Origin of the sequence: Iningainema tapete BLCC-T55 (assembly GCF_014698965.1) — a bacterium.
GTDB lineage: Bacteria > Cyanobacteriota > Cyanobacteriia > Cyanobacteriales > Nostocaceae > Iningainema > Iningainema tapete.
In genome coordinates this window covers 29,677-44,438 of sequence record NZ_JACXAE010000106.1, presented here as the reverse complement: position 1 = coordinate 44,438, position 14,762 = coordinate 29,677, and the positions used below count along the sequence as shown (strand labels likewise).

The 14,762-nt window shown below is 42.2% G+C and carries 15 protein-coding genes and 1 pseudogene; 13 read left to right on the top strand and 3 right to left on the bottom strand.

All coding sequences use genetic code 11. From position 1 onward, the window contains the following. The first annotated feature begins 55 nt into the window (after positions 1-55). Together ICL16_RS35305 and ICL16_RS47895 are read left to right on the top strand one after the other, a co-directional pair. Positions 56-244, top strand: coding sequence for a hypothetical protein (locus ICL16_RS35305; RefSeq protein WP_190836242.1), 189 nt, complete (start codon positions 56-58; stop codon positions 242-244). Beyond that, entirely contained in the window at positions 245-481 is a 237-nt protein-coding gene (locus tag ICL16_RS47895; protein ID WP_190836241.1) for a GNAT family N-acetyltransferase, read from the top strand. On the opposite strand, the gene ICL16_RS35295 is transcribed toward ICL16_RS47895, so the two are convergent. Both ICL16_RS35295 and ICL16_RS35290 read right to left on the bottom strand, forming a co-directional pair. Next, the gene (locus ICL16_RS35295) at positions 390-683 is read right to left on the bottom strand and encodes a Type 1 glutamine amidotransferase-like domain-containing protein (RefSeq protein WP_190836240.1); all 294 of its coding nucleotides are present in this window, start codon (positions 681-683) and stop codon (positions 390-392) included. The two genes, ICL16_RS47895 and ICL16_RS35295, sit on opposite strands and share 92 nt — an antisense overlap. A 10-nt stretch (positions 684-693) precedes the next feature. After that, positions 694-1,473, bottom strand: coding sequence for a hypothetical protein (locus ICL16_RS35290; protein ID WP_190836239.1), 780 nt, complete (start codon positions 1,471-1,473; stop codon positions 694-696). A 1,242-nt stretch (positions 1,474-2,715) separates the two neighbouring features. Between ICL16_RS35290 and ICL16_RS35285 the strand changes: the two genes are divergently transcribed. The 3 genes and pseudogenes from ICL16_RS35285 to ICL16_RS47890 form a co-directional block, all read left to right on the top strand. Next, positions 2,716-3,447, top strand: a complete 732-nt coding sequence (locus tag ICL16_RS35285; RefSeq protein WP_190836238.1) for a class I SAM-dependent methyltransferase — start codon at positions 2,716-2,718, stop codon at positions 3,445-3,447. Positions 3,448-3,863: 416 nt separating this feature from the next. Beyond that, positions 3,864-4,784, top strand: coding sequence for a glycine betaine ABC transporter substrate-binding protein (locus tag ICL16_RS35280; RefSeq protein ID WP_190836237.1), 921 nt, complete (start codon positions 3,864-3,866; stop codon positions 4,782-4,784). 131 nt (positions 4,785-4,915) lie between these two features. After that, positions 4,916-5,305 (top strand): annotated as a pseudogene (locus tag ICL16_RS47890) (transposase); the annotation flags it as partial. Positions 5,306-5,337: 32 nt separating this feature from the next. On the opposite strand, the gene ICL16_RS35270 reads toward ICL16_RS47890, so the two are convergent. After that, on the bottom strand, positions 5,338-5,445 hold the full coding sequence (locus ICL16_RS35270) for an element excision factor XisI family protein (RefSeq protein ID WP_190836236.1): 108 nt from the start codon (positions 5,443-5,445) through the stop codon (positions 5,338-5,340). 147 nt (positions 5,446-5,592) lie between these two features. Between ICL16_RS35270 and ICL16_RS35265 the strand changes: the two genes are divergently transcribed. From ICL16_RS35265 to rfaE2, 8 genes are all read left to right on the top strand, one after another. Further along, positions 5,593-6,972, top strand: a complete 1,380-nt coding sequence (locus tag ICL16_RS35265; RefSeq protein WP_190836235.1) for a hypothetical protein — start codon at positions 5,593-5,595, stop codon at positions 6,970-6,972. Between the two features lie 145 nt (positions 6,973-7,117). Continuing rightward, positions 7,118-8,167 (top strand): glycosyltransferase family 9 protein, encoded by a 1,050-nt coding sequence (locus tag ICL16_RS35260; protein WP_190836234.1) that lies wholly within the window; start codon positions 7,118-7,120, stop codon positions 8,165-8,167. After that, positions 8,157-8,657 (top strand): glycosyltransferase family 9 protein, encoded by a 501-nt coding sequence (locus ICL16_RS35255; RefSeq protein WP_238361097.1) that lies wholly within the window; start codon positions 8,157-8,159, stop codon positions 8,655-8,657. Before ICL16_RS35260 ends, ICL16_RS35255 begins: the two co-directional genes overlap by 11 nt. Positions 8,658-8,855: 198 nt before the next feature. After that, positions 8,856-9,869 (top strand): glycosyltransferase, encoded by a 1,014-nt coding sequence (locus ICL16_RS35250; protein ID WP_190836233.1) that lies wholly within the window; start codon positions 8,856-8,858, stop codon positions 9,867-9,869. Then, positions 9,866-11,839: a glycosyltransferase gene (locus tag ICL16_RS35245; RefSeq protein ID WP_190836232.1), complete on the top strand. Its 1,974-nt coding sequence runs from the start codon at positions 9,866-9,868 to the stop codon at positions 11,837-11,839. The genes ICL16_RS35250 and ICL16_RS35245 overlap by 4 nt, the downstream gene beginning before the upstream one ends. 4 nt (positions 11,840-11,843) lie before the next feature. Next, positions 11,844-12,569, top strand: coding sequence for an SDR family oxidoreductase (locus ICL16_RS35240; RefSeq protein WP_190836231.1), 726 nt, complete (start codon positions 11,844-11,846; stop codon positions 12,567-12,569). Then, positions 12,560-13,162 carry a D-glycero-alpha-D-manno-heptose-1,7-bisphosphate 7-phosphatase gene (locus tag ICL16_RS35235; protein ID WP_202895881.1) on the top strand — a complete coding sequence of 201 codons (603 nt, stop codon included), beginning with the start codon at positions 12,560-12,562 and terminating at the stop codon, positions 13,160-13,162. Before ICL16_RS35240 ends, ICL16_RS35235 begins: the two co-directional genes overlap by 10 nt. Before the next feature lie 15 nt (positions 13,163-13,177). Next, positions 13,178-14,716 (top strand): D-glycero-beta-D-manno-heptose 1-phosphate adenylyltransferase, encoded by a 1,539-nt coding sequence (rfaE2, locus tag ICL16_RS35230; protein ID WP_190836230.1) that lies wholly within the window; start codon positions 13,178-13,180, stop codon positions 14,714-14,716. Positions 14,717-14,762 lie beyond the last annotated feature (46 nt).

Sequence of the window (14,762 nt, the reverse complement as noted above, 5' to 3'; positions counted from 1 at the left end):
TCGCCTTTGTTCTCACTGATTTTTCAGAAATCCTTTGGGCGTTACCCCTATCGCCATGAGTGAATTTAAAATTATTTGTGAGCACAATTCAAGTCCTTCTAGTTTGAAGTTTCTGCAACAGAAAATTTCTGAATATAACTTTTCCAAGGTGGGTCAGTATAAGTACGAACCATTAACGATTTTTCTACGCGACCAAGATAACCAAATTGTCGGTGGTATTGATGGGATAATTGGTCTAGGATAGTTGCATATAGCTAGTTTATGGGTTACAGATAATATTCGTGGTACTGGCTATGGTACGAAATTGATCACTACAATAGAGCAACAAGCCATATCCAGAGCTTGCCATAGTGCTTATGTTTTTACATATGACTTTCAAGCGCATAGACTCAAGTGGCATTTGCAGTTTGCTTACAGCAACTGTTTTCTACAATCATTTGGTCTGATATTGCATGAACACCTGCGCTCGTACCACCAATGACGAAACCTGGCTCTTGATATCGTTGATACAAAAGCTGTTCGAGTTCGGTATCTTTCAGTTTTCTACAGACGCCCTCGTGTACTCCACCAGTCAAAAATACTCCAGTTGACGATGGAAGAATGTAAAAATTATTATTCGAGGAGATAGCGCCTATGCTAGGGAAGATATGATAACTTCCCACAAAAGATATAAAGTGGAGCATAGCAGTATCCTCATATCTTCAAGTAAGCCGCAGCTACAATACTCATTCTTTTGTCTTCACCAGCTATAACTTCATGCAAAAGGGGCTTAATGTCAAGAGCAGGAATTCCCCCAAAATACTCCTGAAACTGAAAGCCTGTATAAATGAGTATTTCTCCAATATCAAGAGTTAATGGTTGAGGGGTAGCACTATTGCTTGGTTGAATTCTTAACCCTGATGCAGGTCCAACAATATTTTGGATAAAGCCTTTGTCTCGATGTATACCTAGCATCACCTTATCTCGATAATATGTAGATCCAACCTGAAGAATAAGGGATGGCACCTTGTTGGGTTGTAAATAGATAATTAAGTTTTCCAGAAGTGGTTTAAGGATATGGCGATCTATAAAGCCAGCTATCTCATAGCCTTGTTCATGAGGTAATTCATCAAAGTTATCTTTCCAGCTTGGCTCTAATCCATTCTCAGGAATAAAGAAGTTATCACGTTCATTGGAATAGAAATTTCGAGAGTGATAGTACTCAAGTGGGAACTTTTTGCCTTCATATTCATCCTGATATATGTCTTTAGGCCAATAGCCACAACGATATCCCGATACTCTTAGATCTTTAGGTTGATCTGATTTGAACAAAAGTCTTTCTTGGGTTGGTCGCTCAAAAAACTTCCTCATTGCTTTGTGGAAGAAGACTATATTTTGGTGAAACCTCTCCAGTTCACTTGATTCCAAGGTTGTGTCAAGACAATCCTGTCTCAGGATAAAGTAGCCTTGCTTAACAAATTGCTGAAAGTTCATGCTGCTCACACTCTATTACTTGCTGACACTACAAGATTGAACATTGAGATCGATTTCAATCTTACATACAAGATATACCGTCTCCCACTTGATCGCTTTTAGGGTAAAGTTCCTGGGCAATTGCACAACTTGTACGACTAATAAAAATAGCTAGTATAATGAATAATACTAAGCAAAAAGTTGCAAAAAACCATCCTAATTGTACATTTAAAATAAAGTCTTGAAGTTTAAAATAAATATCTGAAATAAGTGGCACATATAAAAGTATTTTGGAATGAGCAAGGAGATTTAGTGCAGTATGCACTTCCTTGCCCTGATTTGTCACAAACTGTAAAAACTGAAGTTTAGACTAAAAGTCGGTAGTCACTCCCATAACAGTTCAAATGTACTAAAAGAGGGAACTTGAGTACAGGTATAAAAAAGCGAAGAGGAGTCTGTGGTTGTTGCATGCAACCAGGCAACGTTCGCTCTTCAGTATTGAGGATGGTCGAGCGCGATCGCGTGGGAGGATCGCGCTCTGGGCTGTTTTGCCATCTACTGTTGAGGTGGAAAAGAATATAGTCAAAACTCCAGTTAGACTAAACTCTAGATGTAAAGGAAAAAAGGGGGTCTGATTGAATACAGTCACCCTTTTGGCAGAAGCTGAAAGAATAACTACAAACTTTCACCTGCCAATATGAAACTAGCCAAACTCCAAGAATTACGCCCGTGCAGTATACGGGCATTTAGGCAAAGCCCATGATGCCACCTTTGAGCTAACCGATGCTATATTGCTAACCCGTAACGCATACAGTTTGGCAGATCTATCCCTGTCTCCGGTTTTTCGACGCAAATGGCCCAGCAATTGAGAGCGTTACAAGATAGCAGACTACAACGACAGAAATTGATGCAGTTGTATATCAAACAGATGCCAACACAAGGACGTCCCTTGTTAGCAGTTGACCAGTTCGTAAAAGGGACTGGGGACTGGGGATTGGGGATTGGGGATTGGGTAATAAAGCGCGAAAAATTATGGTGTTCGGTATTACCCTGACAAATTTTGCAGCATTTCCCCAGTACCCAGTACCAAGTACCACTACAGGCGTGCGCCCATTCATCCCACACCAACGTAGACGGGCAGGTGTGGGCAATAAGACCGCGACTTGGTATTAACAAGCGACGTTTTGTCAACTTACTTTTGGTAGTTGTTCAAGTTTAGTTTCATGGCGTACTCTCGGGTTTACTAGCAGTAAGGTTTTTATCATGCAATATAATGCACCTGAACGGAAAACATCTGAAGAAGAACGTTTCCACGATGACTATTATTCTTATTTTGAGTCGCCTGAAAACATTTCTCGGTATACACCAACAGCTAGTTTTCTAGATAACGCTTTTAAAAAAGAGCCGTTTTCTCTATTGGATTTAGGATGCGGTAACGCAGCTTTATGCAAATATTTACCTGACCGATGTAAATACCTGGGAGTTGATCACTCTGAATCTGCTATTGAATACTGTTTAAAACTTTACCCAAATAGAAAGTTTGTTGCAAAAGATCTAAATATTTTCTTGGGTGAAATTGCTGCTCAGAATAAAAAATTTGATACAGTTGTTATGGCAGGGCTACTATTTCACAGCGTTGATAAAGAAACCCTAGAGCAAAAAGATGATCAAGAAATTATTGAGTTCTGCCTAAATAAAATACTAAGTGATAAAGGATATCTCGTCATCATCGTACCTTTTTGCTATGGTGACCATCCGTCTCACACTCTGTTTGTTCGCGCAGAGGTTCTGCAAAAATTAGTAGAAAAAATGCTAAAAATTGCTAAAGCAAAAATTGTTCACGAGAATATATCTCTACAAATTGGCTTGCATGAAAGGGTTCGACAGCAGAAGGCGACACCTGACTGGTTTGTTTTCGATAGCCATGCAGATTATTCGAGTATATTTGTGGGAACATATATGGCAAGTTGGACATTTATAGCCTCGCCAAATTAAGAGGATGTTTGAAAAGTCGCAATTGAGTAAAAAAGCTATCAGGGCGTAAGCTGTTAATTAAGTAAAGACAACAGCACCACGCTCGATACCATGAGTAAATCATACTCCACCAACCTCACCCAAGAGCTTTTGTGTACTGATGGAACCCTTAATTCCAGCAACAAAAGCTGGTGCTCGTCCGAGAGAAGTAGATGTTTGGGAGATTCTCAACGCTATTTTTTACGTTCTGTGTGAAGGGTAGATGCTGGTTTTGACGGCAACCCATTTATGCATTGGGTGATGGATTTTTGTCAATGCGTAAATCCTAACACTCACCTGAGCAGTACTGACTCCTCCGAGCTAACAATTCATCTATATAATTCTTCTCCTTTGCCCCTTCCCCCCTCCACCCTCCTGCTCCCTGCTCCCTCTTACCGATGAAGAAATTTTTAACTTTTTGCTTTTTAACTTTTGCGTTAGTTGTGCTATTTACTAGCTGTAAGTATACATCAGATAGTAGCAGTGGTGGTGATATTGTGGTTGCTTCCAAAGGTTTTACTGAACAAGATATTTTAAGCGAACTATTGGCACAACAGATCGAACAAGTAACTTATTTAAAAGTTAATCGCCGTCGCTTTACTAGCGCATTAATCACTCATCAAGCGCTCGCTAGTGGCAAAATTGATAGTTATATTGAGTATACAGGCACAGCTTTTACTGTTATACTAAAACAAAAAGTAATTAACGATGCAAAGATAGTCTATGCAAGGGTCAAACAAGGTTATGCAAAAAAATTCAATTTAGAAGTGATGAAACCGTTGGGCTTTGAAAATACTTATGCCATGGTCATACGCGGTGAAGATGCAAAGCGTTACAATATCCAAACTCTTTCCGACGCGGCTAAGTATGCTTCTAAGTGGCGTGGCGGTTTCAACTACGAATTTATGGAAAGAGAAGATGGTTTTCCTGGATTGGCTAAAACTTACGGGTTACATTTTGGTCAATCTCCTCGCACTATGGAGTCGGGACTAATATACCGCGCACTCCTGCAAAAGGAGGTAGACTTGATAAATGGTAACTCCACAGACGGGCAAATTTCTCGCTTGGGTTTGGCTGTGCTAAAGGATAATTTGCACTATTTTCCACCATACGAAGCAACGCCGATTGTACGTAAAGAAACTTTGAAAAAATATCCAAAATTAAAGCAAGCGATCGCCCAACTTATCGGACAGATTTCAGCAGACGAAATGCAACAACTTAATTCTTTAGTTGAAGGCGAGTTACGTGATGTAAAAGATGTTGTACGCGAGTTTCGCCTTGCGAAGGGTTTAGCTGTCAGGGCAAACGCATTAAAATGAGCAAAGATCAGCCTTGAAAAAAATATGTATATATGCAGGCAAAAGCTGGGAAGTAATTTAACCTGAGTTCTGGATAAGGAAAGGGACAGGTAGTAAGCTGAAAAGAACATGATGATTCAGCAACCTGCCCTATGTTTAGTTTAGAAGCTTTGTTTTGCGATGTAGATGATTTCTGTATAGCGTTTGAACCACAATGGCGCAATTCGCTATTAAATCACAGAGGAATAAAACGTATTCGTGCGAAAAGTCTATGTTTGAGTGAAATAATGACAATACTGATTGCTTTTCATTAAAATCATTACCGCAATTTCAAGCATTTTTATTTGGAGCACGTGAAACAGCAATGGAATAGTGCTTTTCCCGCACTCCCTTCATATCAAAGTTTTATTGAATGGATACCATCAACAATAATACCTTTGTGTGTCTATTTGAAGCATTGTTTTGGGCAATGTACGGGTATTAGTTTTATTGATTCAACTTGCCTAAAAGTCTGCCATAATCTTCGCATTTCTCAGCATCGAGCGGCGTGCCGAAGAATGAAATAGCCCTGGTATTACCCAACTGCAAACCCATCAAATTGCCGCATAAATGGTGAGTGATAAGCTAGTACAATATCTTGATTAGGCACACCTTGCGACACTAAATCATTTGCAACTCCCACTTCTGTACCTCGGCATTTGGGTCAAATACAATATTGTATACATTTCAATTGGAGAGTGAGATCAAGAGTAGTTCGCTTTCACTAGTGGCAAGAAACATTTGATAGATTGGATGTGTCTCTTTTTCTACATTCTTCAAAAACTCACCGATGTCTGAATCTGCCCAAGGTATTCCAGGGATACCCGATCTAACGCACCCTGCTGAACTGCTCCAATTTGGAAACCAAATACTTAAGGCTTCATTGTTGATAGTGCTGCTGGTGATAGCTTTGGGAGTTGTGATCGCTCTATTAAATTTTTCCCTCCGTCGCCATCAGCCAGAGCAAAAGGTGATAGTTGGCGAATGGGCAGTTCATTACTCACAATTACTGAGGGGATTGCAGCATTTAACCCTAGTATTAGTTCTGCTGGTGGGCGGATTTTTTCTATGTTCAACTTTGAGCAATCGGTATCACCACTGGGAACAGGCTAAGGTAGCTCAAGTCGCACAGAGTGTTGCTGGTGACAAGCTAGAACAACCTGCACCTCAAGTGCGCTACGTTGTTAAAGAACCCTATACATACACCACTCAAATAAATGGTAAGCTAGTTAAATACACTGGCAGGCGAGATATAAACCGCTACCTAACATTAGCAGGTTCGCTGATTCAAGTACAACTCGACCAAAGTACCGATGTTCAAGGTCGCAGCGCGGTTTATCGTGTTGATTACACTGCTGACTACAAAATTGTTAATACACTTCAAAATATCGACAATTTCTTCTTTTCTGCACCGCCGCCTAACGGCTACACGCTACTTTCTAGTTACAAAGTAGAGCGCTCAGGTGCTAGCATAGCAAAAATACCGGATGACTATAACTTTGGATTTCGCCTGCAACCAGGGCAAGAAACCACCTTGCGAGTTTCCTACAAAGCTCAAGGAGGACCGCGTTGGGTTTATAGCACTTCAGGACAGTTGCTCTCTAACTTCCGCCTAACGGCAATTGCTAACTTTCCCAATGCCGATTTTGCCAGTGGTATTATACCTAATGAGATTAAAAGTAACAAACAAAGCACCCAATTTACTTGGGTATTTAACGATAATGTTTCTGTGAAAAACCCATTTGGAGTGTTCACCAATACGAATCCGATTCAGAACACAGGTATCCTTCCCCGTCTACTATTGCTAGCACCAGCTTTATTTCTGTGGTGGATATTATTACTGTATTTATCGCTACCAATAAGTTTTAAGAATGTGGCGATCGCAGGTGCTATCTTCTTTGCCTGTCTGTTGACTTTAACTTATCTTAGCCGCGTCATGAGTCCTCATCTAGCTTGGATTGCCATTTCTTTCATATTACTATCTTTAGCATGGGGGTTAGGAAAAAATCAGAGTACATCTCTAGCTGCGATCATCTGTACTATTACTGGGGCTGTACTGCCAGTTTTTGGATTATTAATCCCAATAAGTGGACTTACCCTCAGCCTCGCGGGTCTTCTTTCCGCTGTTTGGCTAGCAGTTCGTCATTTGTATAATTTATACAGAGTATAGTAACTGCTGAGAGCAAAAGAATAAAAACTTTTTGTGCATTTGCACAATTGCAATTGGTAAAAGGAAAAAATTATTTGTGCAAATGCCCAATGAACTAGAGGTAGGTACTCAGTAATCTTAAGACAGTCGCCTTGAGGTTAAATGTGTGGTCGAAAGAAAACTACTCACAGAGCTACCAATAGCTCGCATAGCCATAGTGCGATCGCTTCCCGGATTGGGCGATTTACTTTGTGCTGTACCAGCTTGGCGGGCATTAAGAGCAGCTTTTCCTCAAGCTCAAATCACCTTAATTGGTATGCCTTGGGCGCGTTCTTTTGTGGAACGCTTCAACCACTACCTTGATGAATTTTTAGAATTTCCTGGATATCCAGGGATACCTGAAATCTCACCACCCCACAAACTACCTGAGTTTTTGACTAGTGTCCAGCAGCAACGCTTTGACTTAGCATTGCAAATGCACGGCAGTGGCATCGTCAGCAATACCTTTACCACAATGCTCGGTGCTTCTGTCAATGCTGGTTTTTATCTACCCGGTAATTACGAACCTGATCCAGATTACTTCTTACCATACCCAACCAACGAACCAGAAGTATGGCGTCACTTGCGCCTGATTGAATATTTGGGAATTCCACTTCAAGGCGACGAATTAGAATTTCCCTTAACACTAGAGGACTTTTCGTCATTGCAAAATATTGATGAAGCAAGCAGTCTACGAAAAGGCGAGTATGTATGCGTACATCCTGGTGCAAGTGTACCAGAAAAATGTTGGTCGGTAGAAAAGTTTGCGGCGATCGCTGATGCAATTGCTGAACGTGGTTTTCAAATTGTGCTTACTGGCACAGCACCAGAAGCAAATTTAACGCAAACGCTTGCTGCTATGATGCGCACAAAGCCAATTAATTTGGCGGGACGTACTAGCTTAGGTGCAATGGCTGCCCTTTTAAGTAGTACTGCATTACTAGTTTGTAATGATACCGGAGTTTCACATTTAGCGGCTGCTTTACGGGTTAAGAGTATTGTCATTTTTACTAATTCTGAGTTACATCGTTGGGCACCCCTAAATCGCGATCTTCATCGGGTTTTGTGTTCTGATTCTGTTGTAATCGGAACCGCAGAGGCGCGGAGGACGCAGAGAGAAATGGTAATGGCTCATGTGGAAGAACTACTGACCAAGGAGGTAGTTAATGTTACATGATGATTGGCAAGGTGTGGGCGGGGTGTTGGTTATGCAGTTGGGTAGTCAGGAGGATTTATGGTTGACAATTCCAGCACTAAAAAGATTGCGCCAGTTGCTTCCCAATGCTGCTATTACGTTGATGGTTTCTGCGGATGGCAACCAAATAGATTTACAGATGCCTTGGGTAGATGAGGTGTTGGTGTATGAAGGTGCTGGAAAAATTTTTGTCAATGCTGAGTGTGAGTTAGCTTTGATTTCTCAGCTTCGTCAATGTGCTTTTGATGCGGCTGTAATTTTTTCTAACGCTAAAGAGTCACCCTACCCCCTAGCTTATATGTGCTATTTGGCTGGAATTCCTATACGGATCGGTCAATCACAAGAGTTCGGCGGTGGTGTACTTTCGCATTGGGTGAAGCCACTTGCACAAACGCATTCAGCAGATCAATACCTTTCATTAGTAGAGTCAGCGTTTGAAAACAGTAAATCTGCTCAAACATCCTGTGTATAAAACGGGGATAAACACAAATAAGTAAGTAGGTAAAATTAAACTCTACGTTCGTAGTAAGCGCTTTAGCGCTCAAGGCGTGGGTTACAAGGGCTGAAGCCCTTACTACTAACTTTCATTTATTTACGCCTACCTACTTAAATCTACTTTATCTGCGTGCATCTGTGTGCATCTGCGGTTCAAAAATAAATCATATCAAACATGCGACCATTACGTATTCTTACTTGGCACATTCACGGTAGCTATCTCTACTATTTAACTCAGAGCCACCATCAATTTTATCTTCCGGTCAAACCAGGACTACCGGAAGGTTATGGTGGTCGTATAGGTAGCTTTTCTTGGTCAGATAATGTTTATGATGTTCCCGCCCAAGAAGTCAAAAATCTTGAGTTTGACTGTATTTTGTTTCAGTCACGCAAGAATTACCTTGAAGATCAATACGAGATTCTTTCCGAGTCACAGCGACGACTACCGCGTATTTATTTAGAACACGATCCACCAAGGGAACATCCCACCGACACGCGCCATGTTGTTGATGATCCGTCGGTGCTGCTGGTTCATGTGACACACTTTAATCAATTGATGTGGGATAGTAATCGCACCCCGACTTGTGTAATTGAACATGGTGTAGTTGTTGATGATGTTCGCTACACAGGTGAACTAGAACGGGGACTAGTGGTGGTTAATGGTTTGCGATCGCGTGGGCGTCGTTTAGGTGTAGATGTATTTGAACGTGTTCGACAACAAATTCCTCTAGATTTAGTCGGTATGCATGCTGAAAAACTTGGTGGAATAGGTGAAATCCCGCATCATCAATTACCAGCATTTGCCTCACGTTATCGCTTTTTCTTCAATCCCATCCGCTATACCAGTTTAGGACTTGCTGTCTGTGAAGCGATGATGGTAGGATTACCAATTATTGGACTGGCAACTACAGAAATGGTTACGGTAGTGGAAAACGGCATTTCTGGTTATGTAAATACTGATATTGAAAAGCTTATTTTCCATATGCGCGAACTTTTAGACTATCCCGCGCAAGCACAAAAACTTAGTCAAGGTGCGCTATTAACAGCAAAAAAACGCTTTAATATCCAAAGATTTACTCAAGATTGGGACGAAGCGTTTAAATCCGTTACTGACATTCAAAATTTAGGTACAGACGTTCAATACTCAGGTACAGACGTTCCACCGGAACGTCTCTACAGCACTTTATGAAAAACATTGCCTTAATTAGTGAACACGCTTCACCGCTTGGCACTTTTGGCGGTGCAGATAGTGGCGGACAAAATGTTTATGTAGGACAGCTAGCTAAACATCTAGCGGCTTTAGGTTACAAAGTTGATGTTTTTACTCGGCGGGATAACGATGAATTGCCAGAAATAATTGATTGGATGGATGGCGTTCGCATTGTTAACGTCCCTGCCGGTCCTCCTATATACGTGCGCAAAGAAGACATGTTGCCGTATATGGAAGATTTTACAGCATATGTACTACGTTTTTGTCAATCCCCTTCTTCTAATTCTTGTGGGACGGGCAGGATGCCCGTCCATCAACAAGCACAGTACGATTTAATCCACGCTAATTTCTGGATGTCAGCATTAGTGGCAGCGGATATAAAACGGCTACTGGGTATTCCTTTTGTGGTTACGTTTCATGCTCTCGGTCGTGTGCGTCGCTTTTGGCATGGCAAGGCAGATGAATTTCCTGATGAGCGATTTACGATTGAAGACCGTATTGTTACAGAAGCTGACCATATTATTGCTGAATGTCCCCAGGATGAGGAAGATTTACTAGGTCTTTACCACGCTAAAAAAGAGAAAATTACGATTATTCCCTGTGGTTTTGATGGGGCTGAGTTTTGGCAAGTTAAGCAAAGTACCGCACGCAAAATGCTTGGTTTGCCACCTAATGAGCCGCTCATCCTACAGTTAGGACGTTTAGTGCCACGTAAAGGTATTGATAGTGTGATTCGTGGCTTTGGGCGTTTGCTCCAAGACTATCACATTCCAGCAAAACTTTTAATTGTCGGTGGTGAATCAGAAGAACCAGACCCGAAGCTTACACCAGAAATCAGTCGTTTGCAAGCTATTGCTTCTCAAGAAGGGGTAGATTCCCAGGTAAAATTTATTGGTCGGCGCTGTCGGGAGTTACTGAAATATTATTACAGTGCGGCTGATGTGTTTGTCACGACGCCCTGGTATGAACCGTTTGGAATTACGCCTTTGGAGGCGATGGCTTGTGGAACTCCTGTAATTGGTTCTAATGTCGGTGGAATTAAATTTACTGTCAAAGATGGTGAAACTGGGTATCTTGTACCACCAAACGATCCAAATGCAGTCGCCGCAAAAATTGCCCATCTCTACCAAAATCCCCAACTCCGTGAAGTCTTTAGTCGTCAAGCAATACAACGCACCAAAAACTTTTTTACCTGGAAACAAGTTACCAGTGCTGTTGCTCAACTCTACGAAAAAGTATTGAACGAAACCACACAAACAGACAATTTCTCACCAACTCACAAACTCACAAACTCACAAACTCTCTCTTCCCTCAGCATTATCGATCAAAACTTCACAGCAGCAATTACGGCGTTGGAAGAATCGCGAAAAATAGCACCAGCAATAATGGAAGCAGCAAAGACAATTAGCAGTTGCTTTGCTCTATCGGGTAAGGTGCTTGTTTGTGGTAATGGTGGTAGTGCCGCAGATGCTCAACACTTTGCCGCAGAATTTGTTGGCAAATTTCGCCAATCAAAACGGGCGGGGCTTCCAGTAATAGCTTTAACAGCAGACACAGCTTTTTTGAGTGCTTGGGCGAATGATGTTGGCTATGAGTACGTTTTTTCCCGACAAGTAGAAACATTTGCCGAACCAGGAGATTTGTTACTAGGTATTAGTACGAGTGGACGATCGCGCAATGTGATTGAAGCGTTCAAAACTGCCCGCAAAAACTACATCAAAACTATTGCCTTACTTGGTGGCGATGGTGGAGAATTGCGATCGCTAGCAGATTTAGCAGTAGTTGTTCCGACAACTGATACCCAACGCATTCAAGAAGTACAACATTTTATACTGCATCTTTTGTGTGAATTGGTTGAGATGGGAATGGAGAAGAGCGAATTGTTAATGGTTAATAAAGCTAATAACCATCAACCATCAACAATTAACAACTTTATTTTCCTGGAGTGAAATTATGGCAGAACTCAAAGGCACGGTAGTATTAGTTACAGGTGGAGGACGCGGACTAGGTGAAGCTGTCTGTCACACTTTATCTTCAGCAGGTGCTAGCATTGTTGTCGCTGAAATACGAGAAGACTTAGCCCATAAGGTAAGTGGGGAAATTCAAGCTAATGGCTTTCCCGCCATGCCTTTAGTGCTAGATGTTACTAATGAAGAGCAAGCAGAAACTGCGATCAATAAGATTGTTTCTGAGTATGGACGCTTGGATGCTTTAATTAATAATGCAGGTACAGATGTAACTCTTTCCATAGAAGAGCTATCAATTCAAGATTGGGATCGAATTTTGGCTGTTAACTTACGCGCTCCCTTTATCTTGTCAAAATTCGCTTTACCTGTAATGAAACAACAAAGAAGCGGTCACATTATTAATATTACCTCTACCGCAGCAAAACGTGCCTGGGCAAATGCTTCGGCTTATCATGCTAGCAAGTGGGGACTGTTAGGTTTCAGTCATGCCTTACATGTAGAAGCGCGTCCTTATAATGTCAAAGTTACAGCTTTAGTTGCAGGTGGGATGCAAACCCCATTTCTACTCGACAGATTTCCCGATATTGATGTGAGCAAGTTACAAGACCCTAAGAACGTAGCAGCAACTATTCGCTTTTTGCTATCAACACCTGAAGGAACAGTCATTCCAGAAATGATGGTACTACCAATGGGTGAAAGTTCATGGCCCTAATGAGAGCGGTATTTTTAGATAAGGACGGAACTTTAATTGAGAACGTGCCGTACAATGTTGACATACAACATATTAAGCTGACGCAAGGTGCAATTGAGGGATTGCGCCTGCTGGAGAAAGCTGGGTACAAGTTAATTGTGATTACTAACCAATCGGGTGTGGCTCGTGGTTATTTTCCAGAGTCGGCTCTGCTAGCAGTGGAGAATCACTTGCGTCAAGTATTGGCAGATGAAGGAATTTCTTTAACTGATTTTTACTACTGTCCTCATCACCCTAAAGGTATCATGGCAGAATTGGCAATAACTTGTGATTGTCGCAAACCTGCACCAGGGATGCTTTTGCGTGCAGCTTGCCAACATAATATTGATTTGGAAAATTCTTGGTTTATTGGCGATATCCTAAATGATGTGGAAGCAGGACGCCGTGCAGGGTGTAAAACAATTTTAATCGATAATGGTAATGAGACTGAGTGGCAACTATCTGCCTTAAGAACCCCAGATTACACGGTTAGCGATCTTGCAGCAGCAGCACAAGCGATCATTTCTACAAAAATATTTCCTAGAGACGTTCCGCCGGAACGTCTGTACCAATAAATTAGGAGGATATCAGTGAAATCTGAATTGGCACTGCTAGATACTATTGCTAATCTGAAAGTTATTGTCATCGGTGAGGCGATGCTTGATGGCTACATATCTGGTAAAAGCGATCGCCTTTGCCCAGAAGCCCCAGTGCCAGTTGTGACAGTCAACAATCGTTTGTATGTCCCCGGTGGTGCAGCTAATACCGCCCTCAATGTCCAAAGTCTCGGTGGCAATGTAAAATTTCTGTCAGTTATTGGAGATGACTGGGAGGGTTCTCAATTACGACAAGCGCTTTTAGATCGTGGGGTTTCCACAGAATACATCCTTTCGCAACCAGATCGACAGACGCTCACTAAGCAACGGGTGATGGCTGCAGGACAAATATTGGTAAGATTTGACTCTGGCACTACAGATCCAATAGGCGATCGCACAGAGCAATTGCTAATTGACAAACTGAAGCTTCTATTTTCTGAATGTGATGCGGTAATTGTCTCAGATTACGCCTATGGTATCTTGACAAAAAATGTAATTAATGAATTAGCGCAACTCCAGCATAGCAATCCCCGCGTCTTAGTTGTTGACTCAAAAAACCTTACCGCCTATAGTCACCTGGGCGCTACTGCAGTCAAACCTAACTATGAGCAAGTTGTGCAGTTGATCCCCAACCCCTCCTTGCCCAACCCCTCCTTGCCCCCCCTTCATAAGGGGGGGTTGAGCAACCCCCTCATGCCCCCCCTTCATAAGGGGGGGTTGGGGGGGTTTCGTGCAAACCAAATCGCACCTTACGGAGAAAAGCTACTGGATATTACAGGTGCGAAAATTGCTGCTGTCACCTTGGATGCTGAAGGAGCAATAATCTTTGAACGCTCACGCTCACCGCACCGTACCTATGCCCAACCGACAATCCAATCGCGCACCACAGGTGCAGGAGATACATTCACCAGCGCCCTAACCCTTGCCCTAGCTGCGGGTGCGACAACAGCACTAGCAGCCGATTTCGCCGCTGCTGCCGCTGCTGTAGTTGTAGCAAAAGACGGTACTACCGCTTGTTCAACTGAAGAACTACGACAGTTTCTCTCTCCCTCTCAAAAATACATCCCCAACTGCAACGAACTTGTCTCCCGTATCACCGCCTACCGCAATGCTCAACAGAAAATAGTCTTCACCAACGGTTGTTTTGATATCCTTCACCCTGGGCACGTCTGGTATCTTCAACAAGCCAAAGCATTAGGAGATATTTTGATCATCGGTGTTAATTCAGACGACAGTATCCGCCGAATCAAAGGATCAACTCGCCCGATTAACCCCTTAGAGGATCGTCTTCAAGTACTCGAAGGACTAGGTTGTGTTAACCATCTCGTTGCTTTTGACGAAGACACTCCATGCAACCTAATTAGTTTAATTTGCCCCGATATTTATGTCAAAGGTGGTGATTACACCAGAGAAACTTTACCAGAAGCACCTTTAGTAGAACAATTTGGCGGTGTAGTTGAAATTTTACCATTTGTGGAAAACCGTTCTACCACCCGCATAATTGAGCGCATCAACAAGTTAAATCTCTTGTAAAAGGGATTGAGGACTGGAGATTGGGGACTGGAGATTGGGTAGTATA